The organism is Streptomyces sp. NPDC001502 (assembly GCF_042894785.1).
GTDB classification, from domain to species: domain Bacteria; phylum Actinomycetota; class Actinomycetes; order Streptomycetales; family Streptomycetaceae; genus Streptomyces; species Streptomyces kutzneri.
The window spans coordinates 335,333-356,224 of sequence record NZ_JBIAVW010000004.1 but is presented as its reverse complement, the minus strand read 5'-3'; the positions used below and the strand labels follow the sequence as shown (position 1 = coordinate 356,224).

The following is a 20,892-nucleotide window of genomic DNA, read 5'->3' as shown; positions in this document are numbered from 1 at the left end:
GGGTATGGTCTCGGCCATGCGCAACCCCAGCCCCGGCCGCACCGGTCGTCCCCGCAGTGCCGCCGCGGACGCCGCGATCCTCGCCGCGACCCGGGACGCGCTCGTCGAGCTGGGCTGGTCGAAGCTCACGATGGGTGACGTGTCCGCCCGCGCGGGGGTCGCCAAGACCACCCTCTACCGGCGCTGGGCGGGCAAGAACGAGCTGGTCGTGGACGCGGTCGCGGAGCTCTTCGACGCGCTCGAACTCCCGGACCGCGGCTCCCTGGAAGCGGACATCGAGAACGTGGTGCTGCAGTTCGCGGAGCTCCTGCGGCGCCCGGAGGCCCGTACCGCCCTGATGGCGGTCGTCGCCGAGTCCACCCGGGACGAGGCCCTGCGTGACCGGATCCGGTCGGCGATCGTGGACCGGCAGAAACGTCTCGTCGTACTGGGTCGCGAACGGGCCCAGGCTCGCGGCGAACTCCCTTACGAGGAGGACGAGTCCCTCGCGGGCCGCACCACGGACCTGATCTTCGACGTGATCGCGGGCACGGTGGTGCACCGCGCCCTGGTGAGCTCGGAACCGGTGGACGAACTCTGGGTCGCCACCTTCACGGCCCTCCTGATGCACGGCCTGCGCGGCCCTGCCGCCGCCTGATCCCACCCGGCCGCCCGCTGCCGCCACGCCGTCAGAAGGTCCACACCCCGGAGCGGCGCCGGGATTCCAGGACCTGCTCCGCCAGCGCCGCGGCCCGCGGGTTCTCCCCCGGCCAGGGCCGCCGACGGCCCGGCCAGTTCGCCCAGCGCAGCGCGTCGGCCTCCTCCTCGGGCCGCAGGCCGGCCGCGACGAGCGCGCCCCGGGCCACTTGGGCCCCGGCCGTGCGGTAGCCGATGTCGCGGGCGTCCGGCCAGTAGACGCCGCCGTCGGTGATCAGGACCGCGGCCTCGACCCCGTCCAGCCCCAGCTCGATGCCGTCCCGCACCGCCGCGAGGAACTCGGCGGGCAGCCGGTCCTCTCCCGCCTGGTTCAAGATCTCCGTCCCGGCCGGCCCCGGCGGCTCGAAGTCGGCGACGACGTAGGCGTAGTGGCCGCCACAGCCGCCCTTGTTCATCACCACGCGCGCGCTCACGCCCCGTACGGGCACAGGAAGGCCGGTCATGCCCCCACCGTACGGGGGGGGCACGACCGGCCGTTCCAGGCCTGCGGACCATGGGCCAAGGGCCTGGGGCCTGGGCCTAGAAGCCCGGCGGCTCCGTGTACGTGCCCCACTCGTCGCGCAGGACGTTGCAGATCTCGCCCATCGTGGCCTCGGCCCGCACCGCGTCCAGCATGGCCGGGATCATGTTCGACCCGTCCCGGGCGGCGTCCAGCATCGCCTTCAGCGCCGCGTCGACCTTGGCGTCGTCGCGGCGGGTCTTGCGGGCGGCCAGCTCCCGCACCTGGACGGTCTCGACCTCGTGGCTGACCCGGAGGATCTCCAGGTCCCCGGTGACCGACCCGTGGTGCACGTTGACGCCGACGACGCGCTTGTCGCCCTTCTCCAGCGACCGCTGGTACTGGAAGGCCGACTCGGCGATCTCCCCGGTGAACCAGCCGTCCTCGATGCCGCGCAGGATGCCCGAGGTGATCGGCCCGATCGGGTGCTGCCCGTCGGGGTGGGCGCGCAGGCCGCGCTCCTTGATCTGCTCGAAGATCTTCTCGGCCTCGGCCTCGATGCGGTCGGTGAGCTGCTCCACGAACCAGGAACCGCCCAGCGGGTCCGCCACGTTGGCGACGCCGGTCTCCTCCATCAGCACCTGCTGCGTGCGCAGGGCGATCTCGGCCGCCTGCTCGCTCGGCAGGGCGAGGGTCTCGTCGAGGGCGTTGGTGTGCAGGGAGTTGGTGCCGCCGAGCACGGCCGCGAGGGCCTCCACGGCGGTGCGTACGACGTTGTTGTACGGCTGCTGCGCGGTCAGGGAGACGCCTGCGGTCTGGGTGTGGAAGCGCAGCCACATGGACTTCTCGCTCTTCGCCCCGTAGACCTCCTTCATCCAGCGGGCCCAGATCCGGCGCGCGGCGCGGAACTTGGCGATCTCCTCGAAGAAGTCGAGGTGCGCGTCGAAGAAGAAGGACAGGCCGGGCGCGAAGGCGTCGACGTCCATGCCGCGCGAGAGGCCCAGCTCCACGTAGCCGAAGCCGTCGGCGAGGGTGTACGCGAGCTCCTGCGCGGCCGTGGCCCCGGCCTCGCGGATGTGGTAGCCGGAGACGGACAGCGGCTTGTAGGCCGGGATGCCCTTCGTGCAGTACTCCATGAGGTCGCCGATGAGGCGCAGGTGCGGCTCGGGTTCGAAGAGCCACTCCTTCTGGGCGATGTACTCCTTGAAGATGTCGGTCTGGAGCGTGCCGTTGAGGACGGCGGGGTCCACGCCCTGCCGCTCGGCGGCGACCAGGTACATGCAGAAGGCGGGGACGGCCGGGCCCGAGATCGTCATCGAGGTCGTGACGTCACCGAGCGGGATGTCCTTGAACAGGACCTCCATGTCGGCGGCGGAGTCGATGGCGACCCCGCAGTGCCCCACCTCTCCGAGGGAGCGGGGGTCGTCGGAGTCGCGCCCCATGAGGGTCGGCATGTCGAAGGCGACGGAGAGCCCGCCGCCGCCGGCGGCCAGGATCATCTTGTAGCGCTCGTTGGTCTGCTCGGCGTTCCCGAACCCGGCGAACTGCCGGATGGTCCAGGTCCGCCCGCGGTAGCCGGTGGCGTGGAGCCCGCGGGTGTACGGGTACTCGCCCGGCCACCCGATGCGCTCGAATCCCTCGTACGCGTCGCCGGGCCGGGGCCCGTAGACCGGTTCGACGGCGTCGCCCGAGAGCGTGGAGAAGTCTGCCTCGCGCTTGCGGGCCTTGTCATAGCGGGCCTGCCAGCGACGGCGGCCTTCCTCGATGGCGTCAGCGTCCATACCCATGAATTTACTAGGACGTCCTAGTAAATGTCGATGGCAAACCCCCGGGGACTCACCCCGGGGGTGGGTGACGCTCGCCTCGTACGCGGAGGCGATCAGGCCTCGGCGGTCGCGACCGAGTCGCTGACCAGCGGCTCGACCTCGGCGCGGACCTTGCGCTCGACGAAGAAGGCGGCCACCGGAATCGTTCCGCTGAGCATGACCCAGAGCATCTTGCCGAAGGGCCACCTGGCCTTGGAGCTCAGGTCGAAGGCGAAGACCAGATAGATCATGAAGAGCACACCGTGGGCCTGCGAGACCACGAAGGTCAGGTCGGCGCCGGTGTCGAAGCCGTACTTCGCCACCATGCAGGCACAGAGGATCAGGAGCATGACCGCGGTCACGTAGGCCATGGCGCGGTAGCGGGTCAGCACGCTTCGTTTCATGCCGACGAGCCTAGCCGTCCGTTTTGCTCGATCTTGACGCGGCCCCGGGCCCCGGCCACGAGCTCCGCCCCCGGCCTCCGGCTACTCGTCGAAGTCCGCCGCGGCCACCCGCAGCGGGCGCAGCAGCGCGAAGATCTCCCCGCACTCCTCGGCGTCGTAGGCACCGAGGCCGAAGTCGACGGCCATCAGGTCCTTCGTGGCGGCCTCGACGACCTCGCGGCCCTTCTCCGTGATGGAGGCGAGGGTGCCGCGGCCGTCGTTCGGGTTGGGCCGCTTGGCGACCAGTCCGGACTTCACCAGCCGGTCCACGGTGTTGGTCACCGACGTCGGGTGGACCATCAGCCGCTCGCCGATCTTGGACATCGGCAGTTCGCCGGCCTTGGAGAAGGTGAGCAGCACCAGTGCCTCGTACCGGGCGAAGGTCAGCCCGTACGGTTTGACGACCGCGTCGACCTCGCCGAGCAGGATCTGGTGCGCGCGCATGATCGAGGTGATCGCGGCCATCGAGGGCACGGGTCCCCAGCGCTGCTGCCAGAGCTCGTCGGCGCGGGCGATGGGGTCGAAGGGAAGGCTGAGCGGCTTGGGCACGCGTCCGACCCTACCGGGAGGTCACTTCACCGCGAGGGCCGTCTCATCCCTCAGTCGTTCCTCCTGCCGGGCGGCGGCCCGGAGTTCGGCCAGGAGCAGCAGGACGACGCCCGTACCGAGGATCCCGGCGCCGGTGACGACCTCGTGCAACGGGCGGAATTCGGCGGCGAGGCCGGCCAGGGCCATGCCCACCCCCTGGAGGGTCATCAGGCCGGTGCTGAGCAGCGTCATCGCCCGGCCGCGCAGCTCGTCGGGAACGGCTTCGACGTACCACTGGTCCAGCCCGAGGGTGTAGGCGTGGGCCAGCCCGGCGAGCAGCAGGGCGGCGAGGACCACGGGCAGCCCCGGCCGGAGCGCGAAGAGCAGGAGCGGCAGCAGCCCGGCGGCGGCGAGCGGCGCCACGATCCGCGAGCGCGTGCGGGCGGTGAGGACCGAGCCGGCCCAGAGCTCCCCGGCGACGGTGCCGACGGGCATGGCGCACATCATCAGGCCGAGGGCGGCGGTGCCGGCGCCGATGCCGTCCGCGTACGGGGCGAGCAGCGCCTCGGGGACGACGAGGAAGACGGGCGGCAGCCAGAACAGCAGCATCAGCGCGCGCAGCCGGCGCCGGCCGAGGACGGCGCGCAGTCCGGCGAGCGGGGAGGTACGGGCGCTGCTGCGGGCGGGGCGGCTGCGCGTGCCCAGCCGCAGCAGCAGCGCGGAGCCGAGGAAGCCGGCGGCGGTGAGGGCGATGGCCGCGCGCGGTGCGAGCACGGTGAGCAGCAGCCCGCCGAGGCCGAAGCCGATGAGCTGGGCGCTCTGGGCCACCATGCGCAGCAGCGAGCGGCCCAGGACGAAGGCGTCGCCGGTGCCGAGGATGTCGGAGAGGGAGGCGTTGCGCGTGCCCTGGAACAGCGGTGCCACGAAGGCCATCGCGCAGCGCAGGACGAGGAGCACGGCGACGGGCGTGCCCGGCGCCACCATGGCGGCAGCGCAGAGCGCGCAGACGAGGTCGCACGCGACGAGCACCCGGCGGGCGGGGTGGCGGTCGGCGATCCCGGCGAGCAGGGTGCCGCCGAGGACGTACGGGAGGAAGCCGAGGGCGAAGGTCAGCGCGCTCATCAGGGGCGAGCCGGTGGTGCGGTAGACGAGGACGGACAGCGAGATCTCGGCGACGACCACGCCGAACACGGACAGCAGGTGGGCGGCGAAGACGGTCCGGAACTCCCGGACCCGGAACACGGAGCGGTAGCCCAGTGGCGGTGCGGACCGCCCGGGCGCCTGGGTGTCGGCTGGCATGGGCCCAGCGTCCCGGGCCCGCGGCCGGCGCCCCAGAGATTCGGCTGTGGACGAATGTTGAGGCAGAGTCCTTGCGTCGGCGGCAGTCTCGGAGAAGGAGAGGGGGCGCCGGGATGGGGTTGCACCACCACTTCGGGCACGAGGACCTGCTGCGGTGCCGGTTCGCGCTGTCGCCCGCCTGGGAGACGCAGGAGGCGGTCCGCACCCTGAACCGCCCGGACCGGCAGGGCTACCACCTGCCCTGGCTGCGGCGGATCCGCGCCGCGGCCGACGGGCTGGACCTGCGGCCGCTGTGGCTGCTGATGCCGCACCGCGGGCACAGTGCGGACTTCATCGGCCCACCGCCGAGCGGCCCCGGGGTCTCCTTCGAGGAGGAGGTCGCGCTGATCCGCGGCGCGGATCCGGCTGCGGCGCGCGAGGACATCCGCAAGTCGCTGGCGTGTACGCCCGGCGCCCTCGACGGCGACCTGGGCCGGGCCCTGCTCGCCGATCCGGCCCGGGCCGTACGCGATCTGGCCGACCTGCTGGAGCGGGCCTGGAGCGTGCTGATCGAGCCGCACTGGCCTCGGCTGCGGGCCCTGCTGGAGGCGGACATCCTCTTCCACTCACGCCGTCTCACCGCCGGCGGTCTCCAGTCGCTCTTCGACGGGCTGCATCCGAGCCTCGCCTGGGACGCCGCCTCGCTCACCCTGACCATCGAGCGGCCCACCAGTCACCACGAGCGCGTCCTGGGCGGCCAGGGGCTGCTCCTGATGCCGAGCGCCTTCATCTGGCCGGGGATCGCGGGCGGCTTCGACCCGCCCTGGCAGCCCACCATCGTCTACCCGGCCCGCGGCATCGGCGCCCTGTGGACCCCGGCCCGGGAGAACACCCCGGACGCGCTCGCCCGGCTGCTGGGCCGGGCCCGGGCCGAGGTGCTGTGCGCGCTGGAGGAACCGGCCTCCACCACGGCGCTGGCCCACCGGCTCGGTCTGGCCCCGTCCACGGTCTCGGCCCACCTGGGGGTCCTGCGGGCGGCGGGGCTGCTCATGTCCGCCCGTCACGGCCACCAGGTCCGCTACGAGCGCACCCCGCTGGCGATCGCGCTCACCACGGGCGACCCCGCCCCCTGAGCCCGGTCCGCTGGACCCGGCCCGCTGGACCCGCCCGCTCGGCCCGGCCCGCTCGGCCCCGCCGTCCGGTGTCGCACAGCCATGCCAACTGTCCGACATGTCAACATATCCCGGTATCTCGCTCCGCCGCCCGACCCTTCGTCCCGAGGAAGCCGGATGCCCCCCGCCGCTCGCAGGCCGCGTTTTCGCACCACCGCCCCCGTCCTCGGCCTGCTCGCGCTCCTCGCCGCGGCCCCCGCCTGCGGCGGCGAGCCCGCGCCCGAGCCCGGCACCCCCGCCGCCACACCCGCGGCGCCCTCCCCCATCGCCGCCGCCGAGGAGTCCCCGTTCTGGGTGGACCCGCAGAGCGACGCCGCCCGGCAGGTGGCCGCCTGGGAGGCGGCGGGCCGCAACAGCGACGCCCAGGTGCTGCGCAGGATCGCGGACCGCCCGCTCACCCTGTGGGGACCCGGCGACGACCCCGGCCCCGAGATCCGCCGGGCCAGGGCGGGAGCGCGGGCCACCGGGCGGACCCTGCTGCTCGCCGCGTACAACATCCCCTACCGGGACTGCGGCCAGCACTCGGCCGGCGGCGCCCCGGACGCCCGGGCCTACCGCAGCTGGATCGGCGCCTTCGCCGACAACATCGAGAACACCAAGGCCGTCGTCGTCCTGGAGCCGGACGCCATCGCGCACATCATCGACGGCTGCACCCGGCCCGAGCACCACGCCGAGCGCTACCAGCTGCTCTCCGAGGCCGTCGACCGGCTGAAGAAGAACCCCAACACCAAGGTCTACCTGGACGCCGGCAACCCGGCCTGGATCCCCAACCCGATGGACCTGGTCGACCCCCTCTTCAAGGCGGGCCTGGACCGCGCCGACGGCTTCGCCCTCAACGTCTCCAACTTCCAGCCCGACGCGGCCGCCCGGGCCTACGGCGCCAGGATCTCCAAGGGCACCAGCGGCAAGCACTTCGTCATCGACACCAGCCGCAACGGCGACGGCCCACTGCCCGGCGACCGCGCCCAGGCCTGGTGCAATCCGCCGGGCCGCGCCCTCGGGGCACCGCCGACCGACCGGACGGGCGACCCGCTCGTCGACGCCTACCTCTGGGTCAAGCGGCCCGGCGAGTCCGACGGGACCTGCCGCGGCGGCCCGTCGGCCGGCACCTGGTGGCCGGACTACGCCCTGGGGCTGGCCCGCCGCGCCAGGGAATGACCGGGCGCCCTCTTACGGCGCCCCCTTACGGCGCCGCCGGCCGCGGGGCCTTGACCTGGAGCCACTTCGCCACCGAGGGCGTCCCGTCGGCGTCCGTCACGAACAGCATGTACCACCCCGGCGGCACCAGCGTCGGGTCCTGCGGCACCTCGACCGTGACCGAGTCGTCCGTCCTGCTCAGCCCGAGCTCGATCGAGCGCTGCTCCACGTCCGTGGTGTGCGTGACCGCGCTCGGCCGCATCAGGCGGGCCCGCTCGATCCGCTCCGGGTGCGCGGCGGCGAAGGTGGCCCGCCCGTCCGCGCCGGGCTCCTCGGGCCCTTCGCCCAGGACGGGCCGCCGGGCCGGGTCCCGGTACAGGTACGGGGGCGAGTACACCTCCAGCCGGTGCTCGAACTTGCCGAGCCTGGTGTTGTCCTTGTCGGCGAAGAGCGGGTCCGACCCGAAGGTCGCCACCCGCCCGTCGGGCAGCAGCAGCGCCTCGGAGTGATAGTTGCGGCCCACGGTCGGATCGGCGGCGGCCACGAAGGAGTCGGTGCGCGGGTAGTAGAACTGCGCCTTGTGGATGTCGCTGGCGCTGCGGCCGCGGTAGTCGGCGGAGCCGCCCGTGGTGAAGACCGAGTCGTCCGGCAGCAGCACGCTGCTCAGGTAGCGGGTGGCGCGCGGCAGCCGCGCCGAGGACCGGAAGACCGGGTTCTCCTCCTTCAGGTCCACGATCGCGGTCCGGCTGGACGAGAGCCTGGACTCACCGACCCCGCCGCCGCCGAGGACCATCACCCGCTGGTCCTGGGCGGGCGGCAGCAGGAGCGAGGAGGAGGTCTCCAGCCGGTCCGGCTCCGCGAGACCGCCCACCTTCTTGAACTCGTTGGTCGCCAGGTCCCACACACCCGGCTCGCGCCCCTTGGTCTTCGGGCCGTAGCCCGCGTTGGAGCCGGTGTAGAGGAGCTTGCCGCCCTGCACGAGGAAGAGCGCGGGATAGGTCGGGAAGTAGTGGAAGGGGGCCTTCGACCACTTCTTCGTCCGCGGGTCGTAGTACTCGTTGTCGCCGGGCACGACGTCGCCCACGTCGTTGAGCCCGGAGACCGCGAGCACCCGCCCGTCCTGCAGGGTCACGAGCGTCGGGTACCAGCGGGCGTCGCTCATCGGGTCGACGCGCAGGTACTTCTCCGCCACCGGGTCGAACTCGTAGGCCGACTTGATGCCCTGGAAGTCCTGTTTGTCGGCGCTCAGCCGCTCCGCGAGCCCGTAGACGTTGTCGGCGTCCTTGCCGGTCAGCCCGATCACCTCGTACTGCGCCGCCTCCGTCGTCAGCCCCTCGGCGCCGGGCTTCACCGCCTCCACGAAGACCCGCGACTCGGCGGCGACCACGGTGGTCCGCCACGGCATGACCTGCCCGTCGCGCCCGTAGGTGATCTCGAACTTCTTCCGGGCCTTCGGCACGGTCACGTCGAACTTCGCCTCGTACTCCACCCCGGACGGAGAGCGGAACCGGGTGCCCTTGCGCAGCTTGACGGCCTTGTCGGGGTTCTCGTTCTTGACCCGCATCCGGCCGCCCGCCCGGGTGACCTTCCCGTGGAGGACCTCGTAGCGGGCGGTGCCGCCGGCCACCAGCAGCCGCCCGTCGGGCAGCTGGCTGTGCCCGGCGCAGAAGAAGTCCTCCGGTGTCGGGATCTTCTTGAAGCTGTCGTCCTCCGGGTCCCACAGGACGGTCTCGAAAGTGCCCTTGTCGAAATTCTTCTGGTTGTTGCCGCTGCCGGCGATGAGCAGCACCTTGCCCGTGTGCAGCAGAGCCGCGTGCATGGCGTTGATGCGGTACTCCTCGGGGAGCCCGATGAGGCCCCACGACCCGTACTGGAGCCGGTAGCTGGTCTGCCCGATCTTGTACGCGTGGTACTTGTCCTCGGCGAAGGAGATCGCGGCGGGTGCGTTGAGCGCGACCAGGACCAGCACGGCGGCGGCACCCAGGGCGGTCTTCTTGAACTTCTTCGACGGCCGGTAGTCCATGCTCAGTTCCCTCCTGTGGCGCGGACGTACGCCGGCTCCTCACCCGGCTCGGAGCCTCCGTCCGCCCCGTCCCCGGCTCCCGGCCGGCGACGCGTCACGCACCACACGGCGACCGGGGCGAGCGCGATGGCCAGGGCCAGCACCGCCCAGACGCGCATGGCGACGTGGGTGTGGTCGAAGCGGACGGAGGCCAGCAGCGAGACGATCAGGACGGCGGCCCAGAAGAGGTGGATGCGGAAGGTCATCAGCCGGTCGGGGCTGGCGTCACCGCCCTTGGGGGTGACGACGAAACGGCCCTCGGTGCGCAGCACCGCCGAGCCGAGTGACCGGAGGTAGACGGGCGCGCAGACCGCGGACAGGGCCATGCCCGCGACTCCGCCGGAGCCTGCCGGTTCGTGGGGCGAGACGTTGTGGCGGCGGTTCCACAGGTAGAGGCCCACCTGGAGGGCGGCCGCGTCGGCGTAGAGCATCAGCCAGACCTTGGAGGAGACCTGGGTGCCGGAGGCGCCGAACCACAGGAAGAGGGCGCAGCTGAGGACGCCGAGCAGCCAGTTCACGGCGGTCATCGGGTAGTAGACGAGCATGAGCGTGTAGTTGAGCCGGCGCCCGGCGGGCATCGTGAAGAGGCTCTTGCGGTACTGCTTGAACAGGGTCTCGTAGGTGCCCCGCGACCAGCGCAGCTGCTGGGTGAAGAGGTCGGTCCAGGAGGCGGGGCCCTCACCGACGGCCAGCACGTCGGGGGTGTAGACGGACCGCCAGAACCGCCCTGTGACCGGGTTCCTGCGGCGGTGGAGCTCGAATCCGGTGGCCATGTCCTCGGTGATGGAGTCGTAGAGTCCGCCGATCTGCCGCAGGGCGCTGATCCGTACCGTGTTGTTGGTGCCGACGAACATGGGGGCGCCGTACCGGTTGCCGGCGCGCTGGATCAGGGCGTGGAAGAGGTACTGCTGGGACTCGGCGGCCTTGGTGACGGCCTCGGTGTAGTTGCCGTAGACCTGCGGGCCGACGACGAAGGCGACGTCGGGGTCGCGGAAGAAGCCGAGCATCCGCTCCAGGTAGTTCGCGAGCGGGACGTGATCGGTGTCGACGGAGGCGAAGAACTCGTAGTCGTCGCCGTGGCGCACCAGCCAGGAGTTGTAGTTGCCGTGCTTGGTCTTCGCCCGGTGGGGACCCTTCGCCGTGTTCCACTCGGGCACTCCCTTGCGGGTGAAGTGCCGTACTCCGAGCTTCGCGCACAGGGCCCGGGCCTCGGGGTCGTCGCCCTCGTCCAGCAGCCATACGTCCATCGGCCCGTCGTGGCGGACGCGCCGCGCTCCCTGGAGGGTGGCCCGCACCATGGCGAGGGGCTCCTTGCCGGGGACGTAGGTCGTCAGGAACGCGACGCGGGTGCCGGGCTCGGCCGGTACGGGGACGGGGTCGCGGGCGACCATCGTGGCGTGGGCGATCGACACCACGTTGACCAGCGTGAACAGCATGATCAGCGCGATGGAGCAGAGCATCATGACATCGCAGACGATCAGCCAGCGGGCGGCGCCCTCCCGGACGGTCCAGTGGGTGGGCCAGACCAGGTAGAGCAGCAGTCCGGCCGCGGCCACCGGGGCGAGCGTCATGAGGGCGATCGCCCGTATTCGGGTGCGGACCTCCTCGCGCGAGAGCAGGGAGCGGTACTCCACCCGGTGGACGCCGTCGGGGCCGGGAGCCGGCTGCGCGAACGGACCGGCGAGGCGGCTGTGCGTCTCGTAGTCGAAGCCTTCCGGCGCCACGGTCCCTCCCGGTGCTCGATCCCGAGGCCTATACACACACGAAAGGTGACGAACTCGGTCGTGTCGAACGGGGATCGGCCGACCGGGCGGTCCTTCCTCCGGTCCGGGGCCGCAGGGCCGTACGGGTGACGCGCGCGGCCGTCCCGGGCCGCGCGGCCCGGGACGGTCCAGGTCAGCGGGTGCCGCGCCGCAGACCGTGCCGCACCACGCGCTGGCTCAGGGAGCCGAGACCTTCCAGCACGGCGGCCAGCCCGGCGAGCTGTTCCAGCGCGGCGAGCGCGCTGCCGGCGCCCGTCGGGTCCACCCCTTCGTACAGCTCGATGCCGATGAAGGAGGCGGCCGTGGCCCGGGCCAGCCCGGCCGGGTCGGCGTACCCGTCCAGCGGGGTTGCCGCCAGCAGCCTGGTGAGGACCTTCTCCAGTTCCTCGATCCACAGCCCGAGCCCGTCGGCGGTGGCGGCGGCCAGGACGGGCGAGGTCTGGCCGGCGGCCAGCAGCTGCCCGAGCAGGGCCACGTTCCCGGCGGCCCGCTCCTCCTCGTGCATGGCGCGGGCGAACTCCAGCAGTTCGGCGAGGCTGCCCAGGGCGGCGAGCCGGTCGCGGTAGCGGGCCACCCGCTGTTCGGCGCCGTACCGGCAGGCCGCGGCGAGCAGCTCGTCCACGGAGCCGAAGTGGTAGAAGATCAGGCCCTGGCCCACCCCGGCGGTGGCCGCGACGGTGCGGGCGGAGGCCTTGGCGATGCCCTGCTCGGCCAGGGTGCGCAGGGCTCCTTCGAGCAGCTTCTCCTTGGTGGCGGCACTCATGCCCGGACCTCCTCGCGGACCGGCCGCAGGCTGCCGCAGAGCCCGCTCGCCCACCGGTCGCGGGCGTCGACGTACTCCGCGGTGAAGGAGCCCTCGTAACCGAAGAGCGGTCCGAAGCGGCGGTTGACCACCCGTACCCGGATCCGGAACCGGCCGGTGGTCTCGTCGAAGGACTCGCGGACCTCGGCGTCGCCGCCGATCAGATCGGGGACGCGGACGTCGAGGGGGCCCTCGCGGAAGCGGTGTTCACCGGAGCGGATGAGCAGCGAGCCGTCGGGCTCGGCGCTCATGTGGAGGTCGCTGGCGAGGTGCTGGTGGGTGCCCAGGTAGTCGAGGACGCAGTCGCGTTCGGGGCTGTGGACCATCGTGGCGTCGAAGCGGTGGGCTCCGCCGGGCAGCTGGAAGGTCCGTACGAAGGTGACGGTCTCGCGCCCGAACGAGTCGAGGTAGGGGAGGTTCTCGATGACGAAGGGGACGTCCCGTCCCTCGCGCGGCACCAGGATGTTCCGCATGCCGCCGAGCCGGAGGAAGGGCTTCACATAACCGGGGCCGTGCCATATCCGCTCCATGGTGCCGCGGCCGATGCAGCCCTCGCCACTCGCGAGCCCCACCGAGAAGCGGCGCTGGATCTGCGGGTGCAGGCGGTCGAACTCTGCGCCCATGTGGGCCCGGAAGATGGAGGTCATGACGGCTCCAGGGTGCTGAGCAGGCGGGGCGCGGAGGCGGGGGTGCGGCCGGGCGGGGTGCGCAGGCAGCGGCGGGCGGCCGGGGTGCCGGGCAGCGGCGGCAGCAGCAGGGCGGCGGCCAGGACGAACAGGGCGGCCGGCAGCGGCGCGTACACCAGGGCGGCGACCGAGAGCAGCAGGCGCAGGGCGCTCTCGCCGATCGCGCGGGCGAGGGCGAGGCCGGGGGTGGTCCCGCGTTCGCACCACAGCCGCAGCCGGTCGAAGGACCAGGCGGTGGCCCAGCCCATGAGCGGGCGGAACACCAGCCGGTCGGCGAGGGCGCCGAAGCGGCCCCAGCGCGGGCGGTAGTCGTAGCCGGTGAGGAAGCGGATCCCGTCGGGGCCGGGGACGTAGCGCCAGTACCCGCTGCCCTCGGCGAGCAAAGACAGCGGGTGCTCCGAGGCGAACCGCAGGGCGGAGACCCGGGTGCCGTCGGCCCGGTGGCGTTCCCCGGCGGAGATCCCGGTCCCGTCGACGGAGAGGAACGGCAGCACGCGGGTCGCGTACCGGAACCGCTGGGGTTCGCCCTCGGCGCGCGGGAGGTAGCCGATGGAGGTGAACCGCAGGTCCCACCGCTGATGCTGTGCCGGGTCCTGGCTGCGCTCCCAGAGCTCGTCCATGCCGACCCGGATGCCGGTCTCGACGTACAGGCCCATTCCAACCCCCCGTTTCACGAATTGAGCGATCGCTCAACCGGCACCTTAGGGGAAATTGAGCGATCGCTCAAACCGTGTCCGCCCGGCTCCCGGGGCATGCGAAAGCGCCCCCGGCCTGCAGGCCGGGGGCGCTTTCGGAAATACCGGTGGAAGTCGGGCCGGTGAGGGCGGCTCAGGCCAGGTGCCGCTCCACCGTCTCGACCTTGGAGGTGATCCCGTCGTGGACCCCGGGGCGGATGTCGGCCTTCAGGATGAAGGAGACCCGCGGCGCCCGCTCCTCCACGGCCGCCACCGCGCGCCGGACGACGTCCATGACCTGGTCCCACTCCCCTTCCACGGTCGTGAACATCGCATCGGTGCGGTTCGGCAGCCCGGACTCGCGGACCACCCGGACCGCGTCGGCGACGTACTCGCCGACCTCTTCACCGACCCCCAGCGGGGTCACCGAGAACGCGACGATCATGCGCCGGCCGCCTCGCGCGCCCGGGCCGCGATGACGCTGTCGCCCTCGTCGCGCTTGAGGAGCTTGTCGCCGTAGAGACCGCCGAAGGGCACCAGCGCGAGCACGAAGAAGAGGAGGACCTTCTTGAAGGGCCACTTCGCCTTGTTCCAGACGTCCAGCAGGAAGACCGCGTACAGGACGAACAGGATCCCGTGGATGACGCCGAGCGGCATCATCAGGTAGTCGATGTCCGAGACCCGGCTCAGCAGCGAGCCGAAGATCAGCAGGGCCGGGAACGACAGCGCCTCCGGAACGGAGACGAGGCGCAGTCGGTGCAGTGCGGAGGCGGTCTTGATGTCCACGTGGAACCTTCGGGGTGGAGGCCAGGGTCCCTCCCAGTGTCTCAGCCGCTTTGCGGGATCTTGACCCGGCCCCTCCCCCGCCACGGCCTCCGCGGGCGGGCCTGGACGCCCGCGCGGTCGCACCGATATCTCCCGGGTGTGGCATATATCAGCCACGGGGCCCTGTTCGGGGTCGCCCGCTGCCGATAACGTCTTCCCGTGGCTCAGTTCCGACTCCAAGGCAGCAAGGTGCTGGCCGTCGACCTGACCGGGGATGCCGTGAAAGCGAAGAACGGCTCCATGGTCGCGTACGACGGGCAGATGGCCTTCAAGAAGATGACCGGCGGCGGCGAAGGCCTCCGCGGCATGGTGACCCGCCGGCTGACCGGCGAACAGATGACAGTGATGGAAGTGCAGGGGCACGGCACCTGCTTCTTCGCCGACCGCGCGAGCGAGATCAACCTGGTCGACCTGCGCGGTGAGAAGCTCTACGTCGAGTCCAGCAACCTGCTGTGCACCGACGCCGGTCTGCGCACCGGCACCACCTTCACCGGCCTGCGCGGCGCGACGACGGGCAACGGCCTGTTCACCACGACCGTCGAGGGCTCGGGCCAGGCCGCGATCATGTCCGACGGCCCTGCCGTGGTGCTGCGCGTGAGCGCCCAGTACCCGCTGTCCGTCGACCCCGGCGCGTACATCGCGCACACGGGCAACCTCCAGCAGTCCTTCCAGTCCGGTGTGAACTTCCGCACACTCATCGGCGAGGGCTCCGGCGAGGCGTTCCAGATCCGCTTCGAGGGCGAGGGCCTGGTCTACGTGCAGCCCAGCGAGCGCAACACCGTCGGGGGCGACATCTGATGCCGTTCCGCGAGATCAACTCGAAGATGGTCGAGGCCCAGGTGATCCCGGGTCAGAAGATGTACAGCCAGCGCGGCGCCATGCTCGCGTACCGCGGTGAGGTCTCCTTCACCCCGAGCCTGACCGGCGGTCAGGGCGGGGTCATGGGCATGATCGGGCGCCGGGTGGCGAACGAGCAGACCCCGCTGATGGCGGTCGAGGGCAGCGGCACCGTGATGTTCGGCCACGGCGGCCACCACATCCAGGTCATCAACCTGACCGGCGAGACCCTCTACGTCGAGGCCGACCGGCTGCTCGCCTTCGACGGCACCCTCCAGCAGGGCACGATGTTCATGGGCTCCCAGGGCGGGGTCATGGGCATGGTCCGCGGCCAGGTGACCGGCCAGGGCCTCTTCACCACCACCCTCAAGGGCCACGGCTCCGTCGCCGTGATGGCCCACGGCGGGGTCATCGAGCTGCCGATCACCCCGCAGCGCCCGGTCCACGTGGACCCGCAGGCGTACGTCGCCCACCACGGAGACGTGCGCAACAAGCTCTCCACCGCGCTCGGCTGGCGGGACATGGTGGGCCGCGGCTCGGGCGAGGCGTTCCAGCTGGAGCTGTCCGGCCAGGGCGCGGTGTACGTACAGGCCTCCGAGGAGAAGCTGTGAACTTTGGCCCTGTGACCGGCGGACCGGGCGGCCCGACGGTCTTCGACCCGTACACGCTGCCCTCCGACGACAACGTGAACGCGTACACCTTCTGCGTGGAGCTCAAGGGGAGCCAGTGGTTCCTGCAGAAGGGCAAGATGATCTCGTACTACGGGCACATCGAGTTCAACGGGATCGGCAACGGCCGCTTCGACCGCCTGCTGCGCAGCAGCTTCCACTCGCCGCTGCACGCCAGTGACTGGGTGGTCGCCGAGGGCTCGGGCAAGATGCTGCTGGCCGACCGGGCCTTCGACGTGAACTCGTACGACCTGGACAAGGGCAACCTGACGATCCGGTCGGGCAACCTGCTCGCGTACCAGCCCTCGCTCGCCCTGAAGCAGTCGATCGTCCCGGGTTTCCTGACGCTGATCGGAACCGGGAAGTTCGTGGCGGCGTCCAACGGTCCGGTGGTGTTCTTGGAGCCGCCGCTGCGCGTGGACCCGCAGGCACTGGTGGGCTGGGCGGACTGCCCCTCGCCGTGCCACCACTACGACCACGGTTACATGACGGGCGTGATGGGCGGACTGCGTTCACTGACCGGCATCGGGGGCAGCTCGGGCGAGGAGCACCAGTTCGAGTTCGTCGGTGCGGGCACGGTGCTGCTCCAGTCGTCGGAGATGCTGATGGCGGAGCAGGCGATCGGCGCGGTCGGCGCCGGGGCGGCCACGGGCAACGCGCAGGGCGTTCCGGGGGCCGGTCAGGGTCCGATGGGGCAGCTGGGCGTGCCGCGGATGCCGGGACAGCTGGGTGATCTCCAGCGCCGCCTCGGACTGTGATCAGCCTGACCTGAGATTTTTCGTACGCAATTCAACTTTTTAGGTAGAGTTCATTCATGGAGACCATGGAGACCGAGACGGCCACTCTCCCCCAGACTCCGTCTGAGGGGACCCCCTGGCTGACCGACGCCGAGCAGTGCGCCTGGCGCACCCACCTGGACGTCAGCAGGCTGCTGATGCACCAGCTGGAAAAGGATCTCCAGCCCTTCGGACTCACCAACAACGACTACGAGATCCTCGTGAACCTCTCGGAGTCGCAGGACCACCGGATGCGGATGAGCGATCTCGCGACCGCCACGCTGCAGTCCAAGAGCCGGCTGTCGCACCAGATCACCCGCATGGAGACGGCAGGCCTGGTCCGCAGGGTGAACTGCGAGTCCGACCGCCGCGGCCTGTACGCGGTACTCACGGACGAGGGCATGGAGACCATGCGACGCGTCGCCCCGCACCACGTGGCGTCCGTCCGCCGGCACTTCATCGACCTGCTGCCGCCGGAAGCCCTGGCGGCGCTGCGCGCCTCGCTGACCCCGGTCGCGGAGCACCTGCGCGACAACCGCGGCAAGGTCTGAGGCCGGGGCCGTCCGGGCAGCACGGGCCTCACGGACTCGTCGCGCCCCGGACGGCCATCGGCCCGACAATGGCTGAGAACGCTCGCTGCCGGCCCTGGTCCGTCGGGCCGGCCTGAGGAGGTCCAGCCTATGAAGCGCAACGTGTTCGTCTCAGCCGCCGCGTCCGTGGCCCTGCTGGTCGCAGGCCCCGTGGCGACCGCCGCCGCGGTGTCCGCCGACATGGCGGGAACCGCCCCCGTGGCCGCCGCCCGGGCCGACGTCACGGCCGAGCAGGCCCTCACCGCCGCTCTGAAGGACTATCCGGGTGTGGTCGAGTCCCTCGACCGGGACGGCAGCGTCTGGCATGTGGACGTGATCACCAAGGACGGCAAGGGCCACGCCGAGCTGGAGGTCGACGCCGCCACGGGCAAGGTCACCCGCGAGAACGTGGACACCGACGAGAACCCGGGCGAGCACAAGGGGCTGCTCGCGGCCAAGATCACCGCGGCACAGGCCGCCAAGGCCGCCGTCGCCGCCCACCCGGGCACGGCGTGGACCGTCGAATGGGACTCCGGCGACAACGGAAAGGCCCCGTACTGGCACGTCGAGGTCAAAGGCTCCGACGGCACGACGTGGGACGCCTCCGTGGACCCCACGACCGGCAAGGTCACCGCACAGACCGACTCCGACTCCGATTCGGACTCCGACTCGGACCAGAGCTCCTGAGGCACCCGGCCGGGCCCGGGCAGCGGCGCCGCACACGCCCTGCCGGGGCCCGGCCCGGTTCTACGCCTCCGTCAGCGTCGTCAGCAGCGCGTCCGCCGCCGCGTACGGATCCAGCTCGCCCACGGCCACCCTGGCGGCCAGCGCGTCCAGGTGGGCGTCACCGTGCACGTCCGCCATCCGCGCCCGCAGCGCCGTCACGGCGATCGTCTCGACCTCCCGGGCCGCCCGGGCCGCCCGGCGCTGTGCCAGCACGCCACGCTCGTCCATCCACGCCCGGTGCTTCTCCAGCGCCTCGACCAGCTCGTCGATGCCCTGGCCGCGGGCCGCGACCGTCTTCACGATCGGCGGCCGCCAGTCGTCCCGGCCCCGGGCCTCGCCCAGGCCCAGCATGTGGTTCAGCTCCCGGGCGGTGGCGTCCGCGCCGTCCCGGTCGGCCTTGTTGACCACGTAGACGTCGCCGATCTCCAGGATGCCCGCCTTGGCGGCCTGGATCCCGTCCCCCATCCCGGGGGCCAGCAGCACCACCGAGGTGTCGGCCTGGGAGGCGATCTCCACCTCCGACTGCCCGACCCCGACCGTCTCGACCAGGATCACCTCGCAGCCGGCCGCGTCCAGCACCCGGATCGCCTGCGGAGCGGCCCAGGCCAGCCCGCCCAGGTGGCCGCGGGTGGCCATGGAGCGGATGTAGACCCCCGGGTCCGAGGCGTGGTCCGACATCCGCACCCGGTCGCCGAGCAGCGCCCCGCCCGAGAAGGGCGAGGACGGGTCGACGGCGAGGACGCCGACCCGCTTGCCGGCCTTGCGGTACGCGGACACGAGCGCCGAGGTCGAGGTCGACTTGCCGACGCCCGGCGACCCGGTCAGCCCCACCACGTACGCCCCGCCCGTCAGCGGGGCCAGCGCGGCCATCACCTCGCGCAGCTGCGGGGACGCCCCCTCGACCAGAGAGATCAGCCGGGCCACCGCTCTCGGCCGGCCCTCACGGGCCTGGGCCACCAGCTGGGGGACGTCCACCGCCGTCATCTGTGCTGCGCTCCTCGGTTCTCGTACGGGATGCCTGAGGGCCGCCAGGCCCGGGAAAGGGGGTCCGCCGGCCCCGTGTCGGGGGCCGGCGGCCTGACGCCGCCTACTTGGCGACGCGGACGATCAGCGCGTCGCCCTGACCGCCGCCGCCGCACAGCGCGGCCGCGCCGACGCCGCCGCCACGGCGCTTCAGCTCCAGCGCCAGGTGCAGCACCACACGGGCTCCGGACATGCCGATCGGGTGCCCCAGGGCAATGGCGCCACCGTTGACGTTCACCTTTTCCGGGGTCACGCCGAGGTCCTTCATTGACTGCACGGCGACCGCCGCGAAGGCCTCGTTGATCTCGATGAGGTCCAGGTCGGAGACCTGGAGGCCCTCCTTCTTCAGGGCGTGCAGGATGGCGTTCGACGGCTGCGACTGGAGCGAGTTGTCGGGGCCGGCCACGTTGCCGTGGGCCCCGATCTCGGCGATCCACTCCAGGCCGAGCTCCTCCGCCTTCGCCTTGCTCATCACGACCACGGCGGCGGCGCCGTCGCTGATCTGGGAGGAGGTGCCGGCGGTGATCGTGCCGTCCTTGGCGAAGGCCGGGCGCAGCTTGCCGAGGGACTCCGCCGTGGTCTCGGGGCGGATGCCCTCGTCGGTCGAGAAGATCACCGGGTCACCCTTGCGCTGCGGGATCTCCACGGGGACGATCTCGGCCTCGAAGACGCCGTTCTTCTGCGCGGCCGCGGCCCGCTGGTGCGAGGAGGCGGCGAACTCGTCCTGCGGGGCGCGCTCGATGCCCAGGCGGGTGTTGTGCTTCTCGGTGGACTCGCCCATCGCGATGTTCTCGAAGGCGTCGGTCAGGCCGTCGTAGGCCATCGCGTCCAGCATCTCGACGGCGCCGTACTTGAAGCCCTCGCGCGACTTGGGCAGCAGGTGCGGGGCGTTGGTCATGGACTCCTGACCACCCGCGACCACGATGTCGAACTCCCCGGCGCGGATCAGCTGGTCGGCCAGCGCGATCGCGTCCAGGCCCGAGAGACACACCTTGTTGATCGTGAGCGCGGGCACGTTCATCGGGATGCCGGCCTTGACCGCGGCCTGGCGGGCGGGGATCTGGCCCGCACCGGCCTGCAGCACCTGGCCCATGATCACGTACTGCACCTGGTCGCCGGAGATCCCGGCCCGGTCCAGCGCGGACTTGATGGCGAAGCCGCCGAGGTCGGCACCCGAGAAGGACTTCAGCGAGCCGAGCAGGCGCCCCATGGGCGTGCGGGCCCCGGCGACGATCACAGAAGTGGTGTTGTTCGATCCGGACATGAGGCACAGCCCCTTGGATGAGGAGTGAACGAGGGTTTACGTGAATGTACTGGGCGGTACCGCAGCGGTCACCGGGCTGCCGGTGTGATCGCGCGCACGTTGCGTGACCGCCCCCTTCGGCGGTGCACTGTCACCATGCTGACAAGAATCGACCACATCGGGATCGCCTGCTTCGACCTGGACAAGACTGTCGAGTTCTACCGTGCCACGTACGGCTTCGAGGTGTTCCACTCCGAGGTCAACGAGGAGCAGGGTGTCCGCGAGGCCATGTTGAAGATCAACGAGACGTCCGACGGCGGCGCCTCGTACCTCCAGCTCCTGGAGCCCACCCGCGAGGACTCCGCGGTCGGCAAATGGCTGGCCAAGAACGGCGAGGGCGTCCACCACATCGCCTTCGGCACCGAGGACGTCCAGGGGGACTCCGAGGCCATCCGCGGCAAGGGCGTCCGCGTCCTCTACGACCAGCCCCGCACCGGCTCCATGGGCTCCTCCATCACCTTCCTGCACCCCAAGGACTGCCACGGCGTTCTCACCGAACTGGTCACCTCGAACCCCGAGCACTGACGGATCACCGATGGCCCGATTCCCCGGCCGGTAGAGTGGCCATGGCTCGGCCGGGGTTCGGTGCGGAAACGGGGTCGGGGCCTGTGACCCCTGCCCCGGTATCTGACACCATTCCCCCGGGGGCGTCGTTCAGCGGGCGAGCGATGCTCATTGGG

At 71.6% G+C, this 20,892-nt stretch carries 23 protein-coding genes; 9 read left to right on the top strand and 14 right to left on the bottom strand.

Going from position 1 to position 20,892, the window contains the following annotated elements; genetic code table 11:
• Positions 1 to 16 precede the first annotated feature (16 nt).
• Positions 17 to 637, top strand: coding sequence for a TetR/AcrR family transcriptional regulator (locus ACFY0D_RS08900; RefSeq protein WP_030014167.1), 621 nt, complete (start codon positions 17 to 19; stop codon positions 635 to 637).
• Positions 638 to 668: 31 nt separating this feature from the next.
• Here the strand turns inward: ACFY0D_RS08900 and ACFY0D_RS08895 are convergent, their stop codons facing one another.
• The 5 genes from ACFY0D_RS08895 to ACFY0D_RS08875 all read right to left on the bottom strand — a co-directional run bounded on the left by ACFY0D_RS08895 (position 669) and on the right by ACFY0D_RS08875 (position 5,210).
• Positions 669 to 1,139, bottom strand: a complete 471-nt coding sequence (locus ACFY0D_RS08895; RefSeq protein ID WP_390797645.1) for a hypothetical protein — start codon at positions 1,137 to 1,139, stop codon at positions 669 to 671.
• A gap of 76 nt (positions 1,140 to 1,215) precedes the next feature.
• Positions 1,216 to 2,916 (bottom strand): methylmalonyl-CoA mutase, encoded by a 1,701-nt coding sequence (locus tag ACFY0D_RS08890; protein WP_390797644.1) that lies wholly within the window; start codon positions 2,914 to 2,916, stop codon positions 1,216 to 1,218.
• A 98-nt stretch (positions 2,917 to 3,014) separates the two neighbouring features.
• A complete protein-coding gene (locus ACFY0D_RS08885) occupies positions 3,015 to 3,344 on the bottom strand; it encodes a DUF3817 domain-containing protein (RefSeq protein WP_301366410.1) in 330 nt (109 codons plus the stop codon).
• Between the two features lie 81 nt (positions 3,345 to 3,425).
• Entirely contained in the window at positions 3,426 to 3,932 is a 507-nt protein-coding gene (locus ACFY0D_RS08880; RefSeq protein ID WP_351151187.1) for a MarR family transcriptional regulator, read from the bottom strand.
• A gap of 21 nt (positions 3,933 to 3,953) precedes the next feature.
• Positions 3,954 to 5,210 carry an MFS transporter gene (locus tag ACFY0D_RS08875; RefSeq protein WP_390797643.1) on the bottom strand — a complete coding sequence of 419 codons (1,257 nt, stop codon included), beginning with the start codon at positions 5,208 to 5,210 and terminating at the stop codon, positions 3,954 to 3,956.
• 113 nt (positions 5,211 to 5,323) lie between these two features.
• Here ACFY0D_RS08875 and ACFY0D_RS08870 point away from each other — a divergent pair, with 113 nt between their 5' ends.
• Both ACFY0D_RS08870 and ACFY0D_RS08865 read left to right on the top strand, forming a co-directional pair.
• A complete protein-coding gene (locus ACFY0D_RS08870; protein ID WP_390797642.1) occupies positions 5,324 to 6,322 on the top strand; it encodes a DUF5937 family protein in 999 nt (332 codons plus the stop codon).
• 156 nt (positions 6,323 to 6,478) lie between these two features.
• A complete protein-coding gene (locus tag ACFY0D_RS08865) occupies positions 6,479 to 7,519 on the top strand; it encodes a glycoside hydrolase family 6 protein (protein WP_390797641.1) in 1,041 nt (346 codons plus the stop codon).
• A gap of 25 nt (positions 7,520 to 7,544) precedes the next feature.
• Here ACFY0D_RS08865 and ACFY0D_RS08860 read toward each other — a convergent pair whose 3' ends face one another.
• The 7 genes from ACFY0D_RS08860 to ACFY0D_RS08830 form a co-directional block, all read right to left on the bottom strand.
• Positions 7,545 to 9,521, bottom strand: a complete 1,977-nt coding sequence (locus ACFY0D_RS08860) for a galactose oxidase-like domain-containing protein (RefSeq protein ID WP_390797640.1) — start codon at positions 9,519 to 9,521, stop codon at positions 7,545 to 7,547.
• 2 nt (positions 9,522 to 9,523) lie between these two features.
• Positions 9,524 to 11,284 (bottom strand): glycosyltransferase family 2 protein, encoded by a 1,761-nt coding sequence (locus ACFY0D_RS08855; protein WP_390797639.1) that lies wholly within the window; start codon positions 11,282 to 11,284, stop codon positions 9,524 to 9,526.
• Between the two features lie 172 nt (positions 11,285 to 11,456).
• Complete coding sequence (locus tag ACFY0D_RS08850) at positions 11,457 to 12,086, bottom strand: TetR/AcrR family transcriptional regulator (RefSeq protein ID WP_390797638.1); 630 nt, start codon at positions 12,084 to 12,086, stop codon at positions 11,457 to 11,459.
• Positions 12,083 to 12,772, bottom strand: a complete 690-nt coding sequence (locus ACFY0D_RS08845; RefSeq protein ID WP_390797637.1) for a DUF4166 domain-containing protein — start codon at positions 12,770 to 12,772, stop codon at positions 12,083 to 12,085. The genes ACFY0D_RS08850 and ACFY0D_RS08845 overlap by 4 nt, the downstream gene beginning before the upstream one ends.
• Positions 12,769 to 13,467 (bottom strand): hypothetical protein, encoded by a 699-nt coding sequence (locus tag ACFY0D_RS08840; protein ID WP_390797636.1) that lies wholly within the window; start codon positions 13,465 to 13,467, stop codon positions 12,769 to 12,771. Before ACFY0D_RS08840 ends, ACFY0D_RS08845 begins: the two co-directional genes overlap by 4 nt.
• 172 nt (positions 13,468 to 13,639) lie before the next feature.
• Positions 13,640 to 13,930: an MTH1187 family thiamine-binding protein gene (locus tag ACFY0D_RS08835; RefSeq protein ID WP_351151211.1), complete on the bottom strand. Its 291-nt coding sequence runs from the start codon at positions 13,928 to 13,930 to the stop codon at positions 13,640 to 13,642.
• The gene (locus ACFY0D_RS08830; RefSeq protein WP_351151214.1) at positions 13,927 to 14,271 is read right to left on the bottom strand and encodes a DUF3817 domain-containing protein; all 345 of its coding nucleotides are present in this window, start codon (positions 14,269 to 14,271) and stop codon (positions 13,927 to 13,929) included. Before ACFY0D_RS08830 ends, ACFY0D_RS08835 begins: the two co-directional genes overlap by 4 nt.
• Positions 14,272 to 14,469: 198 nt before the next feature.
• On the opposite strand from ACFY0D_RS08830, the gene ACFY0D_RS08825 reads away from it, so the two are divergent.
• The 5 genes from ACFY0D_RS08825 (at position 14,470) to ACFY0D_RS08805 (ending at position 17,847) form a co-directional block, all read left to right on the top strand.
• Positions 14,470 to 15,108: an AIM24 family protein gene (locus ACFY0D_RS08825; protein WP_030720822.1), complete on the top strand. Its 639-nt coding sequence runs from the start codon at positions 14,470 to 14,472 to the stop codon at positions 15,106 to 15,108.
• Positions 15,108 to 15,758, top strand: coding sequence for an AIM24 family protein (locus ACFY0D_RS08820; RefSeq protein WP_301366422.1), 651 nt, complete (start codon positions 15,108 to 15,110; stop codon positions 15,756 to 15,758). The genes ACFY0D_RS08825 and ACFY0D_RS08820 overlap by 1 nt, the downstream gene beginning before the upstream one ends.
• 11 nt (positions 15,759 to 15,769) lie before the next feature.
• Entirely contained in the window at positions 15,770 to 16,573 is an 804-nt protein-coding gene (locus ACFY0D_RS08815) for an AIM24 family protein (RefSeq protein WP_390797764.1), read from the top strand.
• A gap of 65 nt (positions 16,574 to 16,638) precedes the next feature.
• The gene (locus tag ACFY0D_RS08810) at positions 16,639 to 17,142 is read left to right on the top strand and encodes a MarR family transcriptional regulator (protein ID WP_351151447.1); all 504 of its coding nucleotides are present in this window, start codon (positions 16,639 to 16,641) and stop codon (positions 17,140 to 17,142) included.
• Between the two features lie 129 nt (positions 17,143 to 17,271).
• Positions 17,272 to 17,847: a PepSY domain-containing protein gene (locus tag ACFY0D_RS08805; RefSeq protein ID WP_390797635.1), complete on the top strand. Its 576-nt coding sequence runs from the start codon at positions 17,272 to 17,274 to the stop codon at positions 17,845 to 17,847.
• A gap of 60 nt (positions 17,848 to 17,907) precedes the next feature.
• Here ACFY0D_RS08805 and meaB read toward each other — a convergent pair whose 3' ends face one another.
• Both meaB and ACFY0D_RS08795 read right to left on the bottom strand, forming a co-directional pair.
• The gene (gene meaB, locus ACFY0D_RS08800; protein WP_189743065.1) at positions 17,908 to 18,870 is read right to left on the bottom strand and encodes a methylmalonyl Co-A mutase-associated GTPase MeaB; all 963 of its coding nucleotides are present in this window, start codon (positions 18,868 to 18,870) and stop codon (positions 17,908 to 17,910) included.
• Between the two features lie 103 nt (positions 18,871 to 18,973).
• Complete coding sequence (locus tag ACFY0D_RS08795) at positions 18,974 to 20,173, bottom strand: acetyl-CoA C-acetyltransferase (RefSeq protein ID WP_351151219.1); 1,200 nt, start codon at positions 20,171 to 20,173, stop codon at positions 18,974 to 18,976.
• Positions 20,174 to 20,308: 135 nt separating this feature from the next.
• Here ACFY0D_RS08795 and mce point away from each other — a divergent pair, with 135 nt between their 5' ends.
• Positions 20,309 to 20,737: a methylmalonyl-CoA epimerase gene (gene mce, locus ACFY0D_RS08790; protein ID WP_008738238.1), complete on the top strand. Its 429-nt coding sequence runs from the start codon at positions 20,309 to 20,311 to the stop codon at positions 20,735 to 20,737.
• Positions 20,738 to 20,892 lie beyond the last annotated feature (155 nt).

Coding starts and splice junctions, on each gene's coding strand:
- ACFY0D_RS08900 (WP_030014167.1), top strand. CDS start 17: ATGCGCAACCCCAGCCCCGGCCGCACCGGTCGTCCCCGCAGTGCCGCC.
- ACFY0D_RS08895 (WP_390797645.1), bottom strand. CDS start 1,139: ATGACCGGCCTTCCTGTGCCCGTACGGGGCGTGAGCGCGCGCGTGGTG.
- ACFY0D_RS08890 (WP_390797644.1), bottom strand. CDS start 2,916: ATGGACGCTGACGCCATCGAGGAAGGCCGCCGTCGCTGGCAGGCCCGC.
- ACFY0D_RS08885 (WP_301366410.1), bottom strand. CDS start 3,344: ATGAAACGAAGCGTGCTGACCCGCTACCGCGCCATGGCCTACGTGACC.
- ACFY0D_RS08875 (WP_390797643.1), bottom strand. CDS start 5,210: ATGCCAGCCGACACCCAGGCGCCCGGGCGGTCCGCACCGCCACTGGGC.
- ACFY0D_RS08870 (WP_390797642.1), top strand. CDS start 5,324: ATGGGGTTGCACCACCACTTCGGGCACGAGGACCTGCTGCGGTGCCGG.
- ACFY0D_RS08865 (WP_390797641.1), top strand. CDS start 6,479: ATGCCCCCCGCCGCTCGCAGGCCGCGTTTTCGCACCACCGCCCCCGTC.
- ACFY0D_RS08860 (WP_390797640.1), bottom strand. CDS start 9,521: ATGGACTACCGGCCGTCGAAGAAGTTCAAGAAGACCGCCCTGGGTGCC.
- ACFY0D_RS08850 (WP_390797638.1), bottom strand. CDS start 12,086: ATGAGTGCCGCCACCAAGGAGAAGCTGCTCGAAGGAGCCCTGCGCACC.
- ACFY0D_RS08845 (WP_390797637.1), bottom strand. CDS start 12,772: ATGACCTCCATCTTCCGGGCCCACATGGGCGCAGAGTTCGACCGCCTG.
- ACFY0D_RS08840 (WP_390797636.1), bottom strand. CDS start 13,467: ATGGGCCTGTACGTCGAGACCGGCATCCGGGTCGGCATGGACGAGCTC.
- ACFY0D_RS08835 (WP_351151211.1), bottom strand. CDS start 13,930: ATGATCGTCGCGTTCTCGGTGACCCCGCTGGGGGTCGGTGAAGAGGTC.
- ACFY0D_RS08820 (WP_301366422.1), top strand. CDS start 15,108: ATGCCGTTCCGCGAGATCAACTCGAAGATGGTCGAGGCCCAGGTGATC.
- ACFY0D_RS08810 (WP_351151447.1), top strand. CDS start 16,639: ATGGAGACCGAGACGGCCACTCTCCCCCAGACTCCGTCTGAGGGGACC.
- ACFY0D_RS08805 (WP_390797635.1), top strand. CDS start 17,272: ATGAAGCGCAACGTGTTCGTCTCAGCCGCCGCGTCCGTGGCCCTGCTG.
- meaB (WP_189743065.1), bottom strand. CDS start 18,870: ATGACGGCGGTGGACGTCCCCCAGCTGGTGGCCCAGGCCCGTGAGGGC.
- ACFY0D_RS08795 (WP_351151219.1), bottom strand. CDS start 20,173: ATGTCCGGATCGAACAACACCACTTCTGTGATCGTCGCCGGGGCCCGC.
- mce (WP_008738238.1), top strand. CDS start 20,309: ATGCTGACAAGAATCGACCACATCGGGATCGCCTGCTTCGACCTGGAC.